This window comes from Parendozoicomonas haliclonae, from assembly GCF_900174585.1.
GTDB lineage: Bacteria > Pseudomonadota > Gammaproteobacteria > Pseudomonadales > Endozoicomonadaceae > Sansalvadorimonas > Sansalvadorimonas haliclonae.
This window is the reverse complement of the sequence record NZ_FWPT01000012.1, coordinates 100,771-122,387: the sequence shown is the minus strand read 5'-3', so window position 1 is coordinate 122,387 and position 21,617 is coordinate 100,771. Positions and strand designations below refer to the sequence as shown.

The following is a 21,617-nucleotide window of genomic DNA, read 5'->3' as shown; positions in this document are numbered from 1 at the left end:
CAACTTAAACCAACGTTGCCCGTTCTTCCTGACAAACTTCACTCAACTGCCAGTTCACCGGAGCAATACCATGCTCCATCAGATAGGCATTCGCCTGAGAAAATGGCCGACTCCCAAAGAATCCCCGGTAGGATGACAGTGGTGAGGGATGCGGGGATCGGATCACACAGTGGCGCGAAGTATCGATAAAGTTGCCTTTCTTCTGGGCATAACTGCCCCAGAGAATAAAGACAAGATTCTCCCGCTGTTCAGCAAGGGCATGAATAATCCGGTCGGTAAACTGTTCCCAGCCCTGCCCCTGATGAGATGCCGCCTGTTTGTGTTCCACCGACAGCACGCTGTTTAACAACAGCACACCTTCACGCGCCCACTGCTCAAGGCAGCCATGGGGAGCCGGAGGAATCCCCAGGTCACTCTGCAGCTCCTTGAAGATATTCACCAGCGAAGGCGGTTGTTGAATACCCGGTCGAACAGAAAAGCTTAAGCCGTGGGCCTGCCCAGGGCCGTGATAAGGGTCTTGGCCTAAGATCACTACCTTGACCTGATCAAACGGAGTGAGATCCATCGCCCGGAAAAACTCGCTGCCTTTCGGGTAAATGGTCTTACCCGCCTGCTTTTCCTGCATTAAAAAAGCACGAAGACGCAGCATGTACTCTTTGGAGAACTCCTCTCCGAGACGAGCTTTCCAGCTCTCATCCAGTTTGATCTCTGGCATGGGCAATTCCTATCAGCGGCAGGAAATGAGACGATTTTTCTGATCAACCAGTACACCGGTCAGATTCTTGGACACCTTTTCCGCGGCATCCATCACCAGATAACCACCATCACAGCGGGCAATAAAATCAGCAGGCTTGGTCGAAACCAGTCCCTGGGCACCGGGCACACTGGCAATCAAAGAGAATTCGGAGATATAGAGTGCATCCTGCTCTGAAGAGTGGCGCAGGTAACCATTGGCATGCAGGGTGAAAACAGTGATTAGAACCGTTGCCAGAGCAACAAGAATCAGCTGGGTTTTATGATTAAACATTTTCGGCGTGGACATAACGGGCTCCGCCCCTTTTTAGCGAGAGCCCATTCTAACGGGCATGTCTTGCTCTGTCAGCGCAGCATGCCGATCGAATTACTTCGACGCGAACAAAGTACCGATAAACAGCTGCAGACCTCGCATAAACAACTTGCGGGCCCAGACTTCATCAAACTCGCCTTCCGGCCGCAGAAGGCCTTCATACTCGGCAGAGTAAATCAGCTGCATCAGCAGAGTGGCATCGGCTTCCGGGGATTCGGAGCCAATCACAACAAACAGTTCGGTCAGGTCTTTCAGAAACAGACCGGTATGCTTCTCGGCAATCTGCTTCAGATTATCATTGCGCAGACTTTCCAGTCGGAAGGCCTGTTCTGCCAACAGGTAGTCCCGATGATTAAGCAGCTGGTTGCGCAGATAGTGAACGATGACCTCAACAACACTGGTCATCACCCGCTCTTTGGAGGCTGGGTCAGCCTTGAGTTCCAGCAGAGCATTGATCAGCTGCTCTTTGGATTCGCCCCAGAAATTACGGTATTTCTCGGTTCCTACCTCAGCAAACAGCGTGAAGGTATCGGTGATCAGGTCCGAGATATCTTTGAAGTAGTAAGTGGTTGCAGAGAGCGGAACATCGGCTTCTTTCGCTACGGCACGGTGACGAACACCCCGAACCCCATCACGCACCACAATGCGCAGCGCAGCTTCCAGAATGGCCTTTCGGCGCAGCTCACTGCCGGCCCGGCTGGTCTTTCGCCCCTGGTAAGTGACAGGTACCTTTTCTTCTTTTACCGCTCTTTCTTCATCTACAGATGATACAGATGGTTTTAAAGTGGGTCTGGTCGCTTCCATCTCAAAAGCCCCGGTTGGTATGTATCATGTTCCGTTATTAAGACCTTTAGACACCATCTTCCCAAAAGAAGAACCTGACTCTTCTCCCGGGAAAATGATACCTGAGGCCGTGTTTTAAACTCTCAATTATGCTTCCGGACGCATATGCGGGAACAGAATCACATCACGGATGGATGGTGAATCTGTAAACAACATGGCCAGACGGTCAATACCGATGCCCTCACCCGCAGTCGGTGGCAGACCATACTCAAGAGCGCGTACGTAGTCGGCATCATAGTGCATAGCTTCGTCATCGCCAGAGTCTTTTTCACGAACCTGCTGCATGAAACGCTCGTGCTGGTCTTCCGGGTCGTTCAACTCGGAGAAACCGTTAGCCAGCTCACGGCCGCCCACAAAGAACTCGAAACGGTCAGTGACATGTGGATCAGTATCGCTGCGGCGCGCCAGCGGAGACACTTCAGCCGGGTATTCGGTAATAAAGGTTGGCTGAATCAGACGATGCTCGGCCACTTCTTCAAAGATCTCGGTCTGAACCTTACCCAGGCCCCAGGTTGGCTTCACTTCAATGCCCAGGTCTTTGGCAACCAGCTTGGCCGCTTCAAACTCGGTCACCTGCTCACGGGTCAGTTCCGGCTTGTAGTGCAGGATGGATTCCACCATGGTCATACGGATAAACGGCTGGCCGAAATCGTATTCGATGGTTTCAGTCACTTCACCTTCGCTGTTGCGGACGGTATTGATCACGGTAGTAGTGCCGAGAATATCCTGAGCCAGAGTGCGCAGCATATCTTCAGTCAGATCCATCAGATCCTTGTAGTCCGCGTAAGACTGGTAGAACTCCAGCATGGTGAACTCAGGGTTGTGACGAACGGACAGACCTTCGTTACGGAAGTTGCGGTTGATCTCGAACACGCGCTCGAAGCCACCAACAACCAGACGCTTCAGGTACAGCTCCGGTGCAATACGCATGTACATCTGCAGGTCGAGGCTGTTGTGATGGGTGATAAACGGACGGGCAGAAGCCCCGCCTGGAATCACCTGCAGCATTGGGGTTTCCACTTCCATAAAGTCACGGTCGCTCAGGTAACGACGAATGCCGTCCACCAGCTTGGTGCGGATACGGAAAGTTTCACGGGACTTCTCGTTAGTGATCAGATCCACATAACGCTGACGATAACGCTGCTCGATATCAGCCAGACCTTTGTGCTTCTCAGGCAGTGGACGCAGAGACTTGGTCAGCAGCTCGAACTGTTCAATGTTCACATACAGGTCGCCCTTACCGGAGCGCTGCAGAGAACCGGAGATACCGATGATATCGCCCAGATCCAGAGTCTTGATCTCAGCCAGAATATCAGCTGGCAGACCTTTACGGTCAACATAAGCCTGGATACGACCGGTCATATCCTGCAGAACCATAAAGGCACCGCGGTTCAGTACAACCCGGCCGGCTACGCTGGCGTGCTTGTTCAGTTCCGCCAGTTCTTCCTTGCTCAGGTCTTTGTTTTCTTCCTGAAGTTTGCCAGCGTAGCTGTCACGACGGAAAGTGTTCGGGAACGCGTTACGGGTTTCACGAATCGCGCCCAGTTTCTCACGGCGCAGGGCAATCAGCTTGTTCTCTTCCTGCTGCTCAAGAGCGACGTCATTCACATTTTCTTCGTTCGACATGGACTCAGACCTGAAAATCAGAAAGCGGAGCCCGCATGGCCCCGCTTACGTTGGAATTTCGTTAGTACGATATATTAACACGAAAACAGCGGGACGCTTGTCCGCCCGCCGCCTTCCGGGCCCTAAAGCCCTTTCTTGAGACTGGCTTCGATAAAGCGATCCAGATCGCCATCCAGTACCGCCTGGGTATTACGGGTTTCTACCCCGGTACGCAGGTCTTTGATACGGGAATTATCCAGCACGTAGGAGCGAATCTGGCTGCCCCAGCCGATGTCAGACTTGGTGTCTTCCAGAGCCTGAGCATCCGCAGAGCGCTTCATCATCTCCTGCTCATACAACTTCGCTTTCAGCTGCTGCATGGCTTTGTCTTTGTTCTGATGCTGGGAACGCTGGTTCTGACACGCTACCACGATACCAGACGGCACGTGGGTAATACGCACGGCGGAGTCGGTGGTGTTAACGTGCTGACCACCGGCACCGGAGGAACGGTAGGTGTCGATGCGCAGGTCGGCCGGATTGATCTCGATCTCGATATTGTCGTCAATTTCCGGAGACACAAATACGGATGAGAAAGAGGTGTGACGACGGCCGCCGGAGTCGAACGGCGACTTACGTACCAGACGGTGAACGCCAGTTTCCGTACGCAGCCAGCCAAAGGCATACTCACCGGTAAACTGAACGGTGGCAGATTTGATGCCTGCAACTTCACCGGCAGAAGCTTCGATGATCTCGCACTTGAAGCCTTTGTCTTCGCCCCAGCGCAGGTACATGCGCAGCATCATGTTGGCCCAGTCCTGAGCCTCGGTACCACCGGAACCAGCCTGGATATCCAGATAAGCGTTGTTCGGATCCATCTCGCCGGAGAACATACGACGGAATTCCAACTTCTCCAGCTGCTCACGTAGTGCGTCCAGTTCTTCGACAACACCCTGCACGCCGTCTTCGTCGTCGTCTTCGACGGACATATCCAGCAGCTCGCGGGCATCCGCAAGGCCCTGGTCCATAGTGTCGATCGTAGACACTACCGCTTCCAGCTGGGAACGCTCACGTCCCAAAGCCTGGGCATTCTCAGGTTCATTCCAGATTGCGGGGTCTTCAAGCTCCCGCTCAACTTCGATCAGCCGGTCTTTCTTGCCGGCATAGTCAAAGATACCCCCTAAGAACGTCAGTACGTTCTGTCATATCCTTGATATCGTTCAGGATTGGATTAATTTCCATCTCTACTTCCAGAAGACAAATTTAAAATTCAAGGGCGCAAATCTAACAGATTGGGAGTCGTTACAAAATAGCCTATCCCGCCGCTGGCAACGAATCTCGCCGGTTATTACCACATCGACAGGTTTAGACCTGCCAACCAGAGCGTTATCCATACCAACCAAGCGATTGCCAAAGTGAACCGAGCTAATCAAGTCTACTCAAAATAATGATTTGACTGAGACTTATGAGGTTGACGATGGACTGTTCAGAATCTCTTCTGAGGAAGACACTCCAGTTACGCCTCCAAAAGGTGACACTGGATACCAGAAAAAGAACCTCCAGTGCCCGGTTCAACCATAAGAATACCCAGCTGGTCGCTCACGAGCCCGGTGCAAGGTTCACACCCAGCGCCTCCACCAATCATCCGGATCATCACACCAACAAGCAGCGCCGGATTTCGCCACAACAACCCTCTCGGTCAGAGACGAGCCCTCTGCGCCGCATTCCCTCTCCACAGGAGATTCAGACACTTGGGGATGAAATGGAAGCGAAGTGGCAAGCCACCCTGAGCACTCAAAAAAAGAAATATGAAGATCTTTTGAGTGAGGCCAAAACCACAGTGCAAAATCTTGCCCCGGTCTACAGCCAACAGCTGACAGCGATTGAGACTCTGGACAACGAGATGACTGACTATCCCATTGGCCCCATAAAGGAAACACGAGCACTGAGAATCCTGAAGGAGATTCACCTCTTAAGGGGTAGTCTGGAACGTGAATATGACAAGCAGAAACAACACCTGGACTACCAGTGCAGAAGTCTTCGCCATGAAACCCACCTCACCCTTTACCGGCTGCGAGATGAGGATACAGAGCGCCTTATCGCAATGCGTCAGCAGGTAGGCGATCTGGGCAACCAGATAAAAGCAGAGACCGGTACCCGTGAAGATGACCGGCGCATTACGCTCGCAAGCTCCATGATAGAGAACACCCTGACGCCGATCACCAATCGACGGACTACGGTTGATTTCATTGATTTTGAAACACCTCTGGCGCCGGCAAAAGCGGCCAAAGACGCATTCAGCGAGAAGCTGACAGCCCTGGAAGAACAAGCTAATGAAGCTCTTCAAAAGAGTGAAGAATACAACAGAGAGTATGAGAGCCGTCCGTTTTATTACTGGAAGAAATGCTCCATCCCTCAGCCCCAATACAGCAGACGAAAGAGAAGGAAGGCAGCAAACACAACCCCAGAGGAATCTCTGAACAAAATTCAACAGGCCTTCGACTTTTTTGGCCTCAAACAAACCGCATCAGAACCCGAAGTGAAAAAGCGTTATCGCAGGCTTGCCAAGAAGTACCATCCGGACAAGTCAAAAAAGGGAAACGAAGAAGACTTTAAAACCCTCAACAAACACAACGATGTTTTAAAGAACTACTTTTCTCAAACCAAATCGAAAAAGTAGTCATCCCCCGTCTTGAACAATAAACCTGCAAACGCACATGGCTGGCTTGAAGCTCTGGGTAAGGCCCTTGAACCGGTGATGCTGGTTATGGGAGTCGTCAGCCCGCTGGCAACCATACCCCAGATTCTTAAGCTCTATGGCTCCCAGAGTCACCATGCGGTCGGGCTGTCACTGACCACCTGGGTCATGTATTCGCTGATTGCCTGCCTGTGGACAATTTACGGTTTCTATCACCGTAACCCGACCATCTGGGTAGGCAATGGTCTTGGCTTCTTTATGTACCTCACCATGGTCGCCGGTATTTACATGCATACCGGCGGAACATGGTAAGGGCTTCATTCCGGATCAAACCGGCTCAACATGCTCCACCATCAACTGCACACTGCGGCGGCCCCGGAACTCATTAATATCCAGTTTATAAACAACCCGCACCTTTTTGATTGAAGTATCAGGCCACTGCCGGGTATCAATATTGAACCAGATCGCATCAATCCAGTCTGAGCCGCCTTCCGGCACCAACACCATTTTCAGATGATGACCGCCGACAAGGCGCTGGTCCTGCAACTCAAAGATGCCGTCAAACAACGGTTCGGGGAAGTTCTGCCCCCAGGGACCGGCTTCCCGTAACTGCTCAGCTGTATCCAGACTCAGTTCAAACGGCGTTAATTCACCATCCGTCACCAGACAGGACTCCAACTGTTCAGACGTCAGCAGTCGCCGGGCCTCCTGATCAAAGGCATCGGAAAACTGCGGGTAATCCTGCTCATTGATAGTCAGGCCTGCCGCCATTGCATGGCCGCCAAACTTAATAACCAGACCCGGATAACGGGTTGAAATAGCTTCCAAAGCATCACGGATATGAAAGCCGGGAATGGAACGGGCTGAACCTTTGATTTGACCTTCATCACCGGGAGCAAAGGCAATCACCGGCCGGTGAATCTTTTCTTTGACCCGGGAGGCCAGAATACCAATCACACCCTGATGCCAGTCATCCTGATACAGACAAACACCCCACGGCAGCTCCTGCGCTTCATCCAGCTCCAGTTTGGCCAGATCACGCAGAGCTTCCTCCTTCATGCTGCCTTCAATCTCACGACGCTCCCGGTTGAGGCTGTCCAGCTGGCTGGCCAGATAACGGGCATGCATCGGATCCTCAGTGATCAACAACTCAATACCGAGGGACATATCATCCAGACGACCAGCGGCGTTCAACCGTGGTGCCAGGGCAAAACCAAGATCAGAAGCCACCAATCGGGAAGGATCTCGCTTGGCCACTTCCGCCAACGCCAGAATTCCTGGTCGCGCCGCACCTGCACGAATACGATTTAACCCCTGGTGCACCAGAATCCGGTTATTGCTGTCCAGCCCGACAACATCGGCAACGGTGCCCAAAGCAACAATATCGAGGAAGGAGGCCATATTCGGCTTGCGGCGTGGATGGTGCGGGTCAGTAAACCAACCCCGCTTCTCCAGCTCTGCCCTAACCGCGCACAGCACATAGAAGATCACCCCAACACCGGCGGTATTCTTACCAGGGAACGGGCAGCCAGGCTGATTCGGGTTCACGATAGCATCAGCATCAGGCAACACTTCACCGGCCAGGTGATGATCGGTCACCAACACCTTCATTCCGGCCTCTTTCGCCGCCTGCACACCGTCAATGCTGGAGATACCGTTATCCACAGTCACCAGTAAATCCGGACGCTGGTGTTTAGCCACATCCACAATCGCCGGAGACAGACCATAGCCATATTCAAACCGGTTAGGTACCAGAAAATCAACAAAGGCCGCGCCCATAGCCCTGAGAGCCAGTACGCCAAGAGCTGAGCTGGTCGCACCATCGGCATCAAAGTCCCCAACAATCAAAATACGTTGCTGCTGCTCGATCGCATCTGCCAGCAGCACCGCCGCTTTATCAATATCTTTGATCGACTGGTTACTCTCCAGATACGGGAGAGTACGCTCCAGCTCACGGGCATGACTGATACCACGGGCAAGATAGATTCGCTGGATTAGGGGTGTCAGGTTTGGGGGCAGTTCAGCGGAAGCGGCATCTGTCACTTCGCGTCTGACAATGGTGACCGTCATGGACCGGGCGAGCTCCAAAAAGATTTCCGGTAATCCTAACACGGGATCACAGGATTCATCTCGCTAACAGCGATAGGATTGTCAGGGCGTATAGCGCAAACGCAGCAAAGGCTGACCGTAACGTTCTCCAGCTGGTGCAATCAACTCGAAGCCATAGTGCAGGTAAAACCCGCGCCCATTGGCGTTCACTTCAAACACTTCCAACTCCAATACACCATGACGCTCTGTCGCTTTATTCAGCAGGGCTTTTCCATAACCCAGACCATGGCATTCCGGCAACACAAACAGGCCACCCACCTCAACCGGTACGGATTTCTCCTCCGGAACGATCAAGCCCACAAATCCGACAACCACGCCATCAACATCAACGACCCAGCTCTCGGTATTGGGCAGATAAATGTCAGCCACCTGCTGACGCTCATCAGCAATCTGCTCATCGGAAAGAAAGGTGTGTGCAAACCGGGAAGACGCTTCCCAACAGTCCAGAACAGCCTGCAGGTCTTCCTGTTGGTAGATGCGAAGGGTATATGACATAAGAGGAGCACTCAGATAAGAATAACCCGACTCCCGGAAAAGAGTGTTCAAAGGGAAGGCGGGGTTCGCATCTTACTGCGCATACCACCGCAGGCAAACAAAAAAGGCGACCCGTCAGAGTCGCCTTTCAATCGCTATATCAGCTTTTAGCCCAGATTCAGGATCTTGCGGATATAACCGTGCAGTCCAGCCTTATCATCTGCCAGCACATCATATTTCTCCGGACGCTCATGGAGATCAGCCATCCACAATGGCAGAGTCGGTTCTTCCAATCCGGCACGAATAATAGAATCAGGGAACTTCACCGGATGTGCAGTTGCCAGTGTCACCATAGGCGTCGACTGATCAGCCCAACAGGCGCGGGCCGCTTTCACACCAATGGCGGTATGCGGATCCAGCAGATAACCACCACACTCATCCGAGACCTGCTTGATCACGGAAACCACTTCTTCATCAGAAGCACGATCACTGCTGAACAGGGAACGAATCGCTTCCCACCGTTCTGGTTCTACCGAAATACTGCCGCTTTGGTCGAAGGCATCCATCAGCGCCTTCAGCTGCGCACCATCCCGATCATGAATATCAAACAGCAGACGTTCAAAGTTGCTGGATACCATAATATCCATACTTGGTGACAGCGTCGGCATCAGCTGCTCTTTGGCATAGCTGTTATCAGCAAAGAAACGATGCAGGATATCGTTGCGGTTAGTGGCAACGATCAGCTGCTTGATCGGCAGCCCCATGCCCTTGGCGATATAACCGGCAAAGATATCGCCGAAGTTGCCGGTCGGTACAGAGAAGGAAACCTCTTTTTCCGGTGCTCCCAGCGAAAGTGCGGCATGGAAGTAGTAAACCACCTGCGCCATGATCCGGGCCCAGTTGATGGAGTTCACTGCCACCAGACGACGCTCCCCCCCCAGGAAAGACTGATCGGCAAAGCTGGCTTTCACCAGAGCCTGGCAGTCATCAAAGGTGCCTTCGATAGCAATATTGTGAACATTATCGGCTATCACCGTGGACATCTGCCGACGTTGCACTTCAGAGACCCGGTTGTGCGGATGCATGATAAAAATATCCACATGCTCACAGGCCCGACAGCCTTCTATCGCAGCCGAACCGGTATCACCGGAAGTCGCTCCCAGAATAACTGCCTTCTCACCACGGCGCTCCAGCGCCTCATCCAGCAAACGACCCAGCAGTTGCAGGGCAAAATCCTTAAAGGCCAGCGTCGGGCCATGGAACAATTCCATCACCCACTCGTTGTTATCCAATTGAATCAGAGGCGCGACGGCCTTATGACGAAAGACGCCATAAGTGTCATTAACAATCTTGGCCAGCTGTTCTTCATTCAAGAAATCAGAAACAAACGGACGAATAATTTCAATCGCCAGCGACGGGTAATCCAGTTCAGCCAGACGGCGCATGTCTTCCGGTGAGAACTGCGGCAGACTTTCCGGAACATAAAGGCCACCATCGCTGGCCAGACCGGTCAACATCACATCCTCAAAACCGAGTGCCGGCGCCTGCCCCCGGGTACTGATATATTTCATTGTCTCAAATCCCGCCCTGTTCTCAGTCCAAATGCTCAACCCGTATATGGGCCACTTTACCGGTGATATCATCCAACGCCTCAATCGCCTGGATGGCACTCATCAGGACACTTTCCTTAATTTCATGGGTCAGCAAAACAATATCTGCCGCACCAGCAATTTCGCGTTTTTCTTTCTGCAGCAGGGCATCAATATTAATCCCGTACTGCCCCAGTGCTTCAGTCACCCGCATCAATACACCGGGATGGTCTTTAACCCGCATCCGCAAATAGCTGGCGGCTACCACATCACCAATAGGTAAAGCCGCCACTTCCGTGGTGCCGGCACTGTAAGGTAAAGGAGGCACGGCAGCGGAAGGTGCATCAACCAGGCGGGCAATATCGGCAATATCAGCCACAACAGCTGAAGCCGTTGGCTCACTGCCCGCACCGGGGCCGTAGTACATGGTCTGCCCTACGGCATCGCCCTGCACCAGTACGCTGTTCATCACGCCATTAACGCTGGCCAGCAGATGGGACTCAGGGATCAGAGTTGGATGAACGCGCAGTTCAACTCCACCTTCACGCTGGCGGGCAATACCCAGGTGTTTGATGCGGTACCCCAGCTCCTGGGCATAACGAAGATCGTCCGGAGTTACACGACTAATGCCTTCAGTGTAAGTTTTGTCGAACATCAGCGGGGTACCAAAGGCATTGGCAGCCAGGATCGCCAGCTTATGGGCAGCGTCGATGCCTTCAACATCAAAGGTGGGATCTGCCTCGGCATAACCCAGCTCCTGCGCCTCCTTCAGTACATCTGCGAACGGGCTGCCACGGTCTTTCATTTCGGTCAAGATGAAGTTGCCGGTACCGTTAATAATACCAGCCAGCCAGCTGATCCGGTTGGCAACCAGACCTTCACGTAAAGCTTTGATCGCAGGAATGCCACCGGCCACACCGGCCTCATAGGCGACGATTACATTCTTTTCACGGGCGAGAGTAAAAATTTCATTACCATGCTCGGCGATGAGCGCCTTGTTGGCAGTCACCACGTGCTTGCCGTTTTCAATGGCAGTCTTTACCAGCTGAAGAGCCACGTCATAACCACCGATCAGCTCAACCACGATATCGATTTCCGGGTTGGCCGCGACTTCAAAAATATCCGTGGTGACATCAATACCTGTGGTATCGCAGGCGGGATTGGGGCGCCGGGCACCAATCTGGGTCAGTTGAATCTCTCTTCCTGTTCGTGCTTTTAGAATTCCAGCATTTCTGAGCAGAACATTGACAGTCCCGCTGCCAACTGTGCCAAGACCGCATACACCGACTTTGACAGGTTTCAAACTGACACCCTCATGTGAAGTTGTTTTTGTTGCCAGAGCATCTCCCTGTATATTTTTACTCTGCAGATACTGGCACTGGTGATCGATTATATCGTCAGCCGTGGTGACACGATACCCACTTGTTCATAGACAACCCCAGAAATAACCAATAAAAAAGCCGACTCCCCTCTCGAGAAGTCGGCTCTGTCGAATCATATCGTCCTTTTACAGACCCATCATATCCAAAAGATCTGGCGCTGGACGGTAACCTGGTATCGACTGCCCATCATCCAGATAAATGGCCGGCGTACCACGCACACCCAATGCGCCGCCCAGATTGAACTGGTCCATAACCGGGTTATCACAAGTGGCGGAAGGAATAGATCCACCGGCCTTCAACGTAGTCAAAGCCTGATTGCGATCCTTGGCACACCAGGCAGAAACCATCTCCGAATATGCTGGCGAACGCTGACCACCACGGGGGAATGCCAGATAACGAACTTCTACACCTTTCGCATTCAGCTCCGGGATCTCCTGGTGCAGCTTCCGGCAATAGCCACAGCTGACATCCGTAAAGACATACATCACCCGTTTCTTCTCGCCTTTCGCCGGAAACACCAGCATATCTCTGGCATCCACTGCAGACAGCTGCTGTGTAGCACGTTCACCACGCACCTTTTCGGTGAGATTCACCGGGCTTCCGCCTTCAATGCTCATCAGATCACCGGTGAAGATATGCTTGCCGTCTTCACTCACGTACAGCAGTTCGCCACTTTTCATCTGCGCAAGATAAACACCCGGAACCGGGCTGGGACGTAACGCCTCAACCACCAGACCTGGATTCACTTTGGAGAAGCCACTCTGAATCACATCCTGCACTTTTGGCTTGGCTGGAGCGAGGGCAGTTTCTGTTTCCCCATAAGCGCTCCCAGCACACATAAACGAGACCAGCATGGCTGCCAGAATATTTTTGTTTCGCATGTCCTACCTCTATATGCAGCCGGCTTGCGCCCGCCTGAATTTTAAATTCTTGTTGGCTATTCCAAAGCCTAGATGATTTACCAAAGTTATCTTTAAGCCCGCGGATGATGCCGGGCATGTAACTTTTGCAATCGGTGCTGAGCCACATGGGTATAAATCTGGGTCGTAGAAAGATCACTATGCCCAAGCAACATCTGAACAACCCGCAGGTCCGCACCGTGATTCAGCAAATGTGTCGCAAACGCATGGCGCAACACATGAGGTGAAAGCGGTTTGTCGATACCCGCAATCACCGAATATTTTTTAATTCTGTGCCAGAAGGTCTGGCGGGTCATGCACTGGCCACCTCGACCGGGAAACAAAACATCCCCGGCGACGCCTCCCATCAATTCCGGCCGAGCCTCATTAAAATATCGCTCCAGCCATTCTATGGCATCCTCGCCAAGCGGTACGAGTCGCTCTTTGCTGCCCTTCCCCTGAATACGCAGAACACCCTGCCGCAGATTCACGCGGGATAATTCCAGACCAACCAGTTCCGACACACGAAGACCACAAGCATACAACAGCTCCAGCATGGCACGGTCACGCATACCAATAGCGGTTAATACATCAGGAGCATTTAACAATTGATCAACATCGTCTTCGGTCAGGGTTTTCGGTAACGCCCGCCCGATCTTTGGAGATTCCACCAACAGCGCAGGATTCTCGGAAATCCGCTCCATACGCAGCAGCCACTGATAAAAACCGCGCACCGAAGATAGCAGACGCGCCATGGATCGGGCGTTATAGCCCTGCTCGGTACGCCAGGCCAGAAAGGATTGCAGATGATGGCGTTCCAACTCGCGCAGAGAAACTGACTGCTCCTGCAGCCACTGGTGCAACTGCAACAGGTCGCGGCGGTAAGCCTGACGACTGTTCTCACTCAAGCCTTTTTCCAGCCAGAGGAAATCCAGATAGTCCACCAGATCCGGTGGCAAAATAGGTTTGGCAGCCTTGGTGGACAATGAACAGTCCCTTGTAAACGAGCGGGTAATTTATTCGATTATAAAAAAAGGCAGCCACAAGGGCTGCCTTTTTCTCGTCGTTTTGTCGCAAAGCGTTAGGGTGTAAGTGAGGTTTAGCCCAGCTTTTCCTTGATACGAGCAGCTTTACCGCTACGCTCGCGCAGGTAGTACAGCTTAGCCTTGCGCACGTCACCACGACGCTTAACTTCGATGCTTGCCACCAGAGGGCTGTAAGTCTGGAAGGTACGCTCAACGCCAGTGCCGCTGGAGATCTTACGTACGGTGAAAGCAGAGTTCAGGCCGCGGTTACGCTTGCCAATTACAACGCCTTCGTAAGCCTGCAGACGCTCACGGTTACCTTCCTTAACGCGAACCTGTACTACTACGGTGTCGCCAGGTGCAAAAGAAGGGATTTCCTTCTGCATCTGTTCAGCTTCGATCTGCTGAATGATTTTGTTCTTGCTCATTTGCTCTGTTGCTCCCAATTAGTCGGTATCGAGAAACCGTCAGAAATTCAGTTTTGCTCGCCTACTGTCTGATCATTATCCGCATCATGATGTTCGCGAATAAATTCCGACAGCAGCCGCTCTTCTTCACCAGTCATCGTCCGGCCTTCGAGAAGGTCTGGACGCCTTAACCATGTCCGCCCCAGTGACTGCTTCAGCCGCCACTGCCTGATGCGCTCATGGTTGCCGGATAGCAAAACTTCCGGAACCGATCTGCCTTCAAACACCTCAGGTCGGGTGTAGTGAGGACAGTCAAGCAAGCCTTCGGCAAACGAATCTTCCTGCGCGGAATCCTGATGACCCAGGGTGCCCGGTACAAAGCGCGATACGGCGTCGATAAGGGTCATGGCCGGCAGTTCACCGCCACTCAGGACAAAATCACCGAGAGACCACTCTTCGTCAATCTCTTCGGCAACAAGCCGCTCATCTATGCCTTCGTACCGTCCCGCCACTAAAACCAGCTTCTTCCGTGAGGCCAGTTCCTTTACTCCCGCCTGATCGAGTCTGCGACCCTGGGGCGAAAGATAAATGACTGTCGTGTCAGGACCAGCAGCCTCTCTGGCTGCCTGTATTGCATCACGCAGAGGTTGAATTTTCATCAACATGCCGGGACCACCGCCAAAAGGCCGGTCATCCACTGTTCGATGTCGGTCATGAGTGTAGTCCCTGGGGTTCCAGGTATTCACTTCAATCAGCCCCTGCCTGCAGGCCCGCCCCGTCACGCCAAAATCTGTGATCGTTGCCAGCATGTCAGGAAAGAGTGTTACAACATCAAACCTCATTGCTTGTGTACTCAAAGTACTTAAAACTCCGGATCCCAATCGACCCGGATGAACCCTTGTTCAAGGTTCACTTCGGTAACCACCTGCTCTTCCAGCCACGGAATCAGACGTTCCCGTCTGTCGATGCTGCCGCTGGCGCCACGCACCACCAGAACATCATTCGCGCCGGTTTCCATCAGGTGATGAACCTTGCCCAGATTGCTTTCGTTGCCGTCTTCATCCCGGGCCAATACTGTCAGACCTTCAAGCTGGTGCCAGTAAAACTCACCATCATCCGGTTCTGGCAGATCCCGACTGTTAACCAGAATTTCAGCGCCGATAAATCGTTCCGCCTGGTTCCGGTCCGCCGTCTTCGCGATCAGGGCAATCAAGCCCTTACCGTGGGTACGGCCATTGTCGAGTTGGACAGTCTCTTGACGACCATCCGGGTATCGCAAACGCCACTGCCGATAGTTCAGGACATTGGTCATGGGCGCGGTGAACGAATACACCTTGACCCAGCCCTTGATCCCGTACACTGCTGTAATGCGCCCCATGACCAGGTCATCGGACTTCTCAGCAGCTCCGGCAGAAGGTGCTTTACCTTCCGCGTGCATTAAGCGCTTTTCAGCAGTTGCTTAACGCGATCGCTCATCTGTGCGCCCTGCTTGACCCAGTGATCAACACGGTCAGCATCAACACGCAGACGCTCTTCCTGGCCACGAGCCTGTGGGTTAAAGAAACCTACGCGCTCGATGAAACGGCCAGTGCTGGCGTTACGGCTGTCAGCAACGGTCAGATGGTAAAAAGGACGCTTCTTAGAACCGCCACGTGCAAGACGAATAGTTACCATGGAATTATCTCTTCCTATGTCAGCGATGCTTTACGGCAAAACGACGAAATCTTACCGATGGGAAAAGCCATCTTCCTGATCTGCAAGCAGAGCATTCCGATTCCTTCACCCGGCCGAGAGAAAGCCCGAGCCTTCCCCCGTAAAGGCGCAACATTCTACGATAATTTCATCTTTATGCAACCTGCAGATATCAGAAGACAGATTAGCGGAATAACCTAAGCCCAGCTGCCGCAACCACCTATAAAGCCTGTCCTATACTGACCCGCCCCCTCAGGAGAACACTTGGAGCCGCGTTTTGACCCGCCTTGGAACCAACCTTTGGTCAACCAGATTATTAGCCACCCTATGCTTTGGAATTCTTTTCAGCGCCTTGCTTCACCCTGAACAAGGTTACTGCGGCCGCAAAGGCAAAATAACAACAGAATCTGAAGCTCTTATAGAAGATACAGACGATAACGAAATAGACGAAGGCGGGCCGCCCCCTTACTCACAAGGAACCACGCACGAAAGCTATCTGGAAATAGACGGCATTCAATATCTGGTGTTTGACAGCCAGGAACTGGCACCGGTCTCCATGAAAAGCGAGGACGCAGGAAAGCAATTCCTCGATATTTCCTATGATGATATAGACGCCAAAACCTTCCCCCCAGGAAGCTATATCAAAACGCCCATTCAGTTTTCACAGGCTGACCACAACTTGAAAAAGACAGATCACTACACTGCCGAGATCTGGCTTTTCCCAAATGGTGCAGGAAGTGCAGAAAAGCGCGGCCGGATTCTGGTTACGCTTCAGAACCTTAACAGGTACGTGGAATCACAAAACTCAGGCGCTAAAGTACCAACGCGCTTCACATCAGGCCTGCTAAAAAGCACCGAGACTGAGTCCTCAAGCTTTTATAGCACCCTGACCTTTGTCCACAAGAAAAAAAAGAAAACCAAAGCATTCTCTTTCGGTCTGGTTGGATGCGAACACTCATTCGTCGATATTGGCAGCAGTGGAGATTGGAACAAATTCAAAGATGAGTGGGATCAAAACACCCTCAGACTTGCCATAACACCGAGCGCCTTTCTAAAACGCGACCTTCTGGTCACTCCCGAAAACGGCTATGCCTTCACCTATGAAGTTCCCTACGATGCCCTTCTGCACACACGGGGAGCCGACGGAACACCAACCCCGGAGGCCAAAGCCTGCAACGGGGCAGGGTCCAGCTGGATTGAAATTGATGGGGAAATCTTTGGCCTTGCCCTTACCAATCAAAAATCAAAACTGACAACTCATATTTATACTCCGGATTCCTATGCCACAATTGCCAGCCTGAGGGATCTTTACCCCCAACAGGGCACCACACAACCATCCTTCCATCAAAAAAAACATATCGAGACCCAAGTGGTCAAAGAGAACAAAAAGCGTTTCTTTTACTTTATGAAGGCAAGAGACATACAGATTTTTTGGCATCCCCCTGTTGGAGAACGCGTTCTGATTGGTCACTTTGGTGATTGGCGACATTGGCTATGGGAACACTCAAACTACTCATCAACGCTGAGCTACAGCAGCGACATGAGCTATGAGCATTTCTTCTCCCTTCTTGATGGTCGTAATGCAACATTCAGCATAAGCGTCACCAAGGCAAAAGATCCGAACCCCAAGTCTGAGAGATATCACAAGTTCGACTCATCCCACGATCCCGTTCAACCAATGCCGGCAATGATTCAAAACTTCCAGCAACTCCACCTGCCCCATGGCTCGGGCCACTCTAGAGCCATCGGTAAAACCCAATAACCAAAAAAGCCCCTGCGAGAAACATCTCAAACAGGGGCTTACTTGTATCTATCTTTTATTTATCGCGAAAGAGGAATCGAAAGACGACCTCAGAACGGGAATTTCTTGCCGCCGCCCGGAGGCAGCATTCCGCCTGGGCCACCCATACCGCCCATGCCTCCCATTCCACCCATGCCGCCTGGCAGCTGGCCTTTCAGGGAGCCGAGGCCACGCATCATCTTCGCCATACCACCCTTACCGGTCATCTTCTTCATCATTTTGGCCATCTGCTTGTGCTGCTTGACCAGACGATTGATGTCCTGAATCTGGGTACCGGAACCGGCAGCGATACGTTTCTTGCGGGAACCGTTCAGCAGATCCGGGTTACGGCGCTCTTTTGGCGTCATGGAGTTAATGATGGCTTCCATCTGCACAAACATTTTGTTGGCTTCCGGGGTCTGAGCCATCTGACTCATACCACCCATACCTGGCAGCTTGTCCATCAGGCCGGCCATGCCGCCCATGTTTTTCATCTGCTGCAGCTGATCACGGAAGTCTTCCAGATCGAAACCCTTGCCCTTCTTGAGCTTGGATACGAGCTTGTCAGCCTTCTTCTTGTCCAGCTTGCGCTCAGCCTCTTCCACCAGGGAGAGGATGTCACCCATACCCAGAATACGGGAGGCGATACGCTCAGGGTGGAACGGCTCCAGGGCGTCGATCTTCTCGCCCATACCCAGGAACTTGATGGGCTTGCCGGTGATATGACGTACGGACAGCGCAGCACCACCACGGGCATCACCATCAGCCTTGGTCAGGATCACACCGGTCAGTGGCAGGGCATCACCAAACGCTTTGGCGGTGTTGGCGGCATCCTGACCAGTCATGGCATCAACCACAAACAGGGTTTCGATTGGATTGATCGCGGCGTGGAGCTCCTTGATCTCATCCATCATGTCCGCATCAACGTGCAGACGACCCGCGGTATCGATGATGACCACATCTTTATGCTTCAGGCGCGCTTCCTGAATCGCATTGCGGGCAATATCAACCGGCTTCTGATCGGTAGAGGACGGGAAGAAGGTCGCACCCACTTCGCCGGCCAGAGTTTCCAACTGCTTGATCGCCGCCGGACGGTAAACGTCGGCAGAGGCCACCAGCACAGATTTCTTTTTGCGCTCACTCAGCCACTTGGAGAGCTTGGCCACAGAGGTGGTCTTACCCGCACCCTGCAGACCTGCCATCAGAATAACGGCTGGCGGCTGGGTCGCCAGATTCAGCTCATCATTGGCTGCGCCCATGACATCGATCAGTTCGTTATTAACGATCTTCACGAAGACCTGGCCCGGGCTCAGGCTCTGCTGGACTTCTTCACCAATGGCGCGCTCACGCACCCGGTTTACGAATTCCTTGACGACCGGCAGGGCAACATCGGCCTCCAACAGTGCCATACGCACTTCACGGAGGGTGTCTTTAATATTGTCTTCGGTCAGCTTCGCCTGGCCGGTGACATGCTGCAGCGTCCTCGACAGGCGGTCAGAAAGATTCTCGAACATCCGGCGCTCTCTTGATCCTGGCGTCCATAAAACAGTGGAGTATACCTGTTCCCTGTGCAGTACGGCACCCTTTCACGGAAGGACGCAAAGAAAAACTCTGCGGTTACAAATCTCTCTGCCCCATCGGACGCCAGAGTTATTCGTCCGTCTATATTTCCAGCTTCCGTCTGAGCAGGTTTACAACAGATATGTCTGGCCGTAATCCCTATCCGTTACCTCTGATCGCTCTTTTATTGATCCTGTCTATCAGTACCGTCCATGGCGATCAGATCGTTGGCATGGAATCCACACAGGTGCAGTACACCCGAAGCTATCTCGCAAGCCAGCGTTTCTTTGAACGCATAGAGAGCGAAGACATCAGCCAGCTGCCCACTGTCGAACAGGTCGCCAACCAGAAATCACGCTCTGCGGATCGTCTCAACTTTGCCGTCCGGGAATATGCCGGTTTCACGGCTGCCAGTTACGGCATGCCGATCGCCGCCGTCACCCTGCCAGTCCTGCTAAAACGAAACTGGCTGTTGAGCAAGTTCGCAACTCTCCCCTGGGAGGCTCAGCAAGTGATCGCCGGACTCACGCCTCTGGGCATGCTGATTCCCGCACTGCCGGCCTTTTACGCCTCTACTGCCATTTACTTTGCCTTGTTCCCTCCCACACTACCGGAGCGAGAGCTGATCATCGCTTACGGAAGCAAACGGCATCTGCTGCCTGCCAGCACACAGTCCTATATCGAGAACGAAGTGTTCTATAGCTTCTGGCAGTCCCCGAGCAGCGCCGGAGTAGAAAGAATCCACAAAATTCTGGATAAGGCTCTGCGTTTGCCGGTCTATATTCGCGAGCAGCATTACACGCCAAAAGCCGTCGATGCCGCGCTGCGCAACTTCCCGGATAAGGTGATTGAACGCCTTGATCGCTTTGCCCGCACCGAAATTCTCTACCAGAAGATGTCCCCTCGCCCCGGAAACCGTCACCCTATTTATTTTCAGGGCGCTCCCGGCACAGGCAAAACCCATGCAGCGCACAAACTCGCAGAAGCCATGGGTACGACACTGGCCAGCGTAACCCTCGACGGTGCCAGCATTGATGATATCGTCGGAACGCCTTTTGAAAGTTATGACGCCAAAGCCGGACGGCTGCTGGATGCCATTATTGCCAATACCAACTCCATCAACGATATCAATCATCAGAACCAGATTCTGCTGATTGATGAGTTTGACCGCCTGCTGACCTCTGATGACAAACGTTCAGAAGAAGTGTTGAGCTTTATGTTAAAGCTGCTCGACCCGACCAAACGCCACTTCTACTCCCCTTATCTGAAAACTACGATCACCCTGCCAGACATTATTATTCTGGCCGGCAATCAGGACATTCGGGAGCTGGCCAGAAGCAATCCGCGACTGGAAGCGCTCGCATCACGGCTGGAGACTTTGACCTTTGCCGGGTTCAGCAAACAGGCAAAACTCAACATTGCCAGAGAATCCATAATTCCGAAGTTTGAGAAGAGCTTCCGCTCACTGGGCGGTGAAATGGAGGCCTTCAACTTTCCGGATGAGGCCTACGCCGAGCTGAAAGCATTTATAGATAATGACGATGATCCTGGATTACGCAGTATGGAAAAATTGATTTCCAGCCAGTTTGAGTTCTATCTAGATCGCATTTAACCGCAAGATCAACGGTCTCGCCTCTTCACCCTCGGACAGGCTTATGCCAAACTCTGAGCTGGTGAGGAAGGTGGATCGATGTCAGTAGAAACATTCAGTACCGTTGCCATCGTTTTCTATGCGTTCAGTGCACTCTGTCAGTGGCTGCGCATCCAGGGACGGGATATAAAAAAGGCAATAGTTCAATTGCTCGCACTGATCGGTGCTGGTGCGCAGGCGTTCAGCATTTATCATGTGCTCCACCAGCCTGAAGGCATTAATCTCAATTTTTATGCCGCAGGTTCACTCAGCTCCTGGCTGGTGATTCTTATCCTGCTTCTGAGCAGCATCCGCAAGCCGGTAGAGAACCTGCTGGTTGTTCTGCTCCCTGTCGCCATTGCCGCGATTGCCTCAAGTACATTCATCTCGACCAAACCAACTCTGCTGATGAACAGAGCTCCGGGCATGGTTGGCCATATTCTGATTTCCATACTGGCCTACAGCACCCTGACGGTTGCCGCTTTCCAGGCTGTCCTGCTGGCCTATCAGGAAAACCTGCTGAAAGGTCACCATCAGAACAGCGTTATTCAGGCCTTCCCGCCGATGCAGACCATGGAAAAGCTACTCTTTGAATTCCTCTGGGCTGGCCTGATTCTGCTGACCCTGAGTCTGGGCAGCGGCTTCCTGTTCTTGCAGGATATGTTTGCCCAGCATGTTGCCCATAAAACCGTACTGTCGGTTCTGGCCTGGATCCTGTTTGCCATCCTTCTCGGTGGCCGCACCGTTATGGGCTGGCGGGGCAAAACAGCCATTCGCTGGACCCTGAGTGGTTTTTCACTGCTGATGCTTGCGTTCTTCGGCAGTAAATTCATCATGGACATGGTTATTAACTGAGAGCAC

Annotated in this window: 21 protein-coding genes; 5 read left to right on the top strand and 16 right to left on the bottom strand. The window is 52.6% G+C overall.

Annotation, left to right across the window (positions count from 1 at the left end):
• Positions 1-4: 4 nt before the first annotated feature.
• From ung to prfB, 5 genes are all read right to left on the bottom strand, one after another.
• The gene (ung, locus tag EHSB41UT_RS21205) at positions 5-715 is read right to left on the bottom strand and encodes a uracil-DNA glycosylase (protein ID WP_087112870.1); all 711 of its coding nucleotides are present in this window, start codon (positions 713-715) and stop codon (positions 5-7) included.
• A 12-nt stretch (positions 716-727) separates the two neighbouring features.
• Positions 728-1,042: a PA3694 family proteiin gene (locus EHSB41UT_RS21200; protein WP_087112869.1), complete on the bottom strand. Its 315-nt coding sequence runs from the start codon at positions 1,040-1,042 to the stop codon at positions 728-730.
• A 78-nt stretch (positions 1,043-1,120) separates the two neighbouring features.
• The gene (locus tag EHSB41UT_RS21195) at positions 1,121-1,870 is read right to left on the bottom strand and encodes a TetR/AcrR family transcriptional regulator (RefSeq protein ID WP_087112868.1); all 750 of its coding nucleotides are present in this window, start codon (positions 1,868-1,870) and stop codon (positions 1,121-1,123) included.
• Between the two features lie 126 nt (positions 1,871-1,996).
• On the bottom strand, positions 1,997-3,535 hold the full coding sequence (gene lysS / locus EHSB41UT_RS21190) for a lysine--tRNA ligase (protein WP_207626725.1): 1,539 nt from the start codon (positions 3,533-3,535) through the stop codon (positions 1,997-1,999).
• A gap of 122 nt (positions 3,536-3,657) precedes the next feature.
• Positions 3,658-4,753, bottom strand: a protein-coding gene (gene prfB / locus EHSB41UT_RS21185; protein ID WP_106408285.1) for a peptide chain release factor 2 whose coding sequence is annotated in 2 segments (ribosomal slippage) — positions 3,658-4,680 and positions 4,682-4,753 — 1,095 coding nt in all. Because the reading frame shifts where the segments join, the coding sequence is not laid out codon by codon here.
• 235 nt (positions 4,754-4,988) lie between these two features.
• Between prfB and EHSB41UT_RS24380 the strand changes: the two genes are divergently transcribed.
• A complete protein-coding gene (locus EHSB41UT_RS24380; RefSeq protein ID WP_165767366.1) occupies positions 4,989-6,191 on the top strand; it encodes a J domain-containing protein in 1,203 nt (400 codons plus the stop codon).
• A gap of 12 nt (positions 6,192-6,203) precedes the next feature.
• Entirely contained in the window at positions 6,204-6,521 is a 318-nt protein-coding gene (locus tag EHSB41UT_RS21175) for a SemiSWEET transporter (protein WP_242667386.1), read from the top strand.
• 15 nt (positions 6,522-6,536) lie between these two features.
• On the opposite strand, the gene recJ is transcribed toward EHSB41UT_RS21175, so the two are convergent.
• From recJ to rpsP, 10 genes are all read right to left on the bottom strand, one after another.
• A complete protein-coding gene (gene recJ / locus EHSB41UT_RS21170) occupies positions 6,537-8,279 on the bottom strand; it encodes a single-stranded-DNA-specific exonuclease RecJ (RefSeq protein WP_087112867.1) in 1,743 nt (580 codons plus the stop codon).
• Positions 8,280-8,360: 81 nt separating this feature from the next.
• Positions 8,361-8,813, bottom strand: coding sequence for a GNAT family N-acetyltransferase (locus tag EHSB41UT_RS21165; protein WP_087112866.1), 453 nt, complete (start codon positions 8,811-8,813; stop codon positions 8,361-8,363).
• 146 nt (positions 8,814-8,959) lie between these two features.
• Positions 8,960-10,363 carry a threonine synthase gene (thrC, locus tag EHSB41UT_RS21160; protein ID WP_087112865.1) on the bottom strand — a complete coding sequence of 468 codons (1,404 nt, stop codon included), beginning with the start codon at positions 10,361-10,363 and terminating at the stop codon, positions 8,960-8,962.
• Between the two features lie 22 nt (positions 10,364-10,385).
• Positions 10,386-11,684, bottom strand: coding sequence for a homoserine dehydrogenase (locus EHSB41UT_RS21155; RefSeq protein WP_087112864.1), 1,299 nt, complete (start codon positions 11,682-11,684; stop codon positions 10,386-10,388).
• Between the two features lie 204 nt (positions 11,685-11,888).
• Positions 11,889-12,644 carry a thioredoxin fold domain-containing protein gene (locus EHSB41UT_RS21150; RefSeq protein WP_087112863.1) on the bottom strand — a complete coding sequence of 252 codons (756 nt, stop codon included), beginning with the start codon at positions 12,642-12,644 and terminating at the stop codon, positions 11,889-11,891.
• A gap of 92 nt (positions 12,645-12,736) precedes the next feature.
• Positions 12,737-13,648: a site-specific tyrosine recombinase XerD gene (gene xerD, locus EHSB41UT_RS21145; protein WP_242667385.1), complete on the bottom strand. Its 912-nt coding sequence runs from the start codon at positions 13,646-13,648 to the stop codon at positions 12,737-12,739.
• A gap of 113 nt (positions 13,649-13,761) precedes the next feature.
• Positions 13,762-14,115: a 50S ribosomal protein L19 gene (rplS, locus tag EHSB41UT_RS21140; RefSeq protein ID WP_087112862.1), complete on the bottom strand. Its 354-nt coding sequence runs from the start codon at positions 14,113-14,115 to the stop codon at positions 13,762-13,764.
• A 47-nt stretch (positions 14,116-14,162) separates the two neighbouring features.
• The gene (gene trmD, locus EHSB41UT_RS21135) at positions 14,163-14,936 is read right to left on the bottom strand and encodes a tRNA (guanosine(37)-N1)-methyltransferase TrmD (protein ID WP_087112861.1); all 774 of its coding nucleotides are present in this window, start codon (positions 14,934-14,936) and stop codon (positions 14,163-14,165) included.
• A 20-nt stretch (positions 14,937-14,956) separates the two neighbouring features.
• Positions 14,957-15,532 carry a ribosome maturation factor RimM gene (gene rimM, locus EHSB41UT_RS21130; RefSeq protein ID WP_087112860.1) on the bottom strand — a complete coding sequence of 192 codons (576 nt, stop codon included), beginning with the start codon at positions 15,530-15,532 and terminating at the stop codon, positions 14,957-14,959.
• Positions 15,532-15,768, bottom strand: a complete 237-nt coding sequence (rpsP, locus tag EHSB41UT_RS21125) for a 30S ribosomal protein S16 (protein WP_087112859.1) — start codon at positions 15,766-15,768, stop codon at positions 15,532-15,534. The genes rimM and rpsP overlap by 1 nt, the downstream gene beginning before the upstream one ends.
• Before the next feature lie 295 nt (positions 15,769-16,063).
• Here rpsP and EHSB41UT_RS21120 point away from each other — a divergent pair, with 295 nt between their 5' ends.
• Entirely contained in the window at positions 16,064-17,548 is a 1,485-nt protein-coding gene (locus EHSB41UT_RS21120; RefSeq protein WP_133060605.1) for a hypothetical protein, read from the top strand.
• A gap of 89 nt (positions 17,549-17,637) precedes the next feature.
• Here the strand turns inward: EHSB41UT_RS21120 and ffh are convergent, their stop codons facing one another.
• Positions 17,638-19,080, bottom strand: a complete 1,443-nt coding sequence (ffh, locus tag EHSB41UT_RS21115; protein ID WP_087112857.1) for a signal recognition particle protein — start codon at positions 19,078-19,080, stop codon at positions 17,638-17,640.
• A 188-nt stretch (positions 19,081-19,268) separates the two neighbouring features.
• On the opposite strand from ffh, the gene EHSB41UT_RS21110 reads away from it, so the two are divergent.
• Positions 19,269-20,738, top strand: a complete 1,470-nt coding sequence (locus EHSB41UT_RS21110; RefSeq protein ID WP_087112856.1) for an AAA family ATPase — start codon at positions 19,269-19,271, stop codon at positions 20,736-20,738.
• A gap of 78 nt (positions 20,739-20,816) precedes the next feature.
• Entirely contained in the window at positions 20,817-21,611 is a 795-nt protein-coding gene (locus EHSB41UT_RS21105; RefSeq protein ID WP_087112855.1) for a cytochrome C assembly family protein, read from the top strand.
• The last annotated feature ends 6 nt before the right edge of the window (positions 21,612-21,617 follow it).

Excerpts from the sequence above, each read along its gene's own strand:
- ung (WP_087112870.1), bottom strand. The coding sequence starts at position 715 with ATGCCAGAGATCAAACTGGATGAGAGCTGGAAAGCTCGTCTCGGAGAG.
- EHSB41UT_RS21200 (WP_087112869.1), bottom strand. The coding sequence starts at position 1,042 with ATGTCCACGCCGAAAATGTTTAATCATAAAACCCAGCTGATTCTTGTT.
- EHSB41UT_RS21195 (WP_087112868.1), bottom strand. The coding sequence starts at position 1,870 with ATGGAAGCGACCAGACCCACTTTAAAACCATCTGTATCATCTGTAGAT.
- lysS (WP_207626725.1), bottom strand. The coding sequence starts at position 3,535 with ATGTCGAACGAAGAAAATGTGAATGACGTCGCTCTTGAGCAGCAGGAA.
- EHSB41UT_RS24380 (WP_165767366.1), top strand. The coding sequence starts at position 4,989 with ATGGACTGTTCAGAATCTCTTCTGAGGAAGACACTCCAGTTACGCCTC.
- recJ (WP_087112867.1), bottom strand. The coding sequence starts at position 8,279 with ATGACGGTCACCATTGTCAGACGCGAAGTGACAGATGCCGCTTCCGCT.
- EHSB41UT_RS21165 (WP_087112866.1), bottom strand. The coding sequence starts at position 8,813 with ATGTCATATACCCTTCGCATCTACCAACAGGAAGACCTGCAGGCTGTT.
- thrC (WP_087112865.1), bottom strand. The coding sequence starts at position 10,363 with ATGAAATATATCAGTACCCGGGGGCAGGCGCCGGCACTCGGTTTTGAG.
- EHSB41UT_RS21150 (WP_087112863.1), bottom strand. The coding sequence starts at position 12,644 with ATGCGAAACAAAAATATTCTGGCAGCCATGCTGGTCTCGTTTATGTGT.
- rplS (WP_087112862.1), bottom strand. The coding sequence starts at position 14,115 with ATGAGCAAGAACAAAATCATTCAGCAGATCGAAGCTGAACAGATGCAG.
- trmD (WP_087112861.1), bottom strand. The coding sequence starts at position 14,936 with ATGAGGTTTGATGTTGTAACACTCTTTCCTGACATGCTGGCAACGATC.
- rimM (WP_087112860.1), bottom strand. The coding sequence starts at position 15,532 with ATGCACGCGGAAGGTAAAGCACCTTCTGCCGGAGCTGCTGAGAAGTCC.
- rpsP (WP_087112859.1), bottom strand. The coding sequence starts at position 15,768 with ATGGTAACTATTCGTCTTGCACGTGGCGGTTCTAAGAAGCGTCCTTTT.
- ffh (WP_087112857.1), bottom strand. The coding sequence starts at position 19,080 with ATGTTCGAGAATCTTTCTGACCGCCTGTCGAGGACGCTGCAGCATGTC.
- EHSB41UT_RS21110 (WP_087112856.1), top strand. The coding sequence starts at position 19,269 with ATGTCTGGCCGTAATCCCTATCCGTTACCTCTGATCGCTCTTTTATTG.
- EHSB41UT_RS21105 (WP_087112855.1), top strand. The coding sequence starts at position 20,817 with ATGTCAGTAGAAACATTCAGTACCGTTGCCATCGTTTTCTATGCGTTC.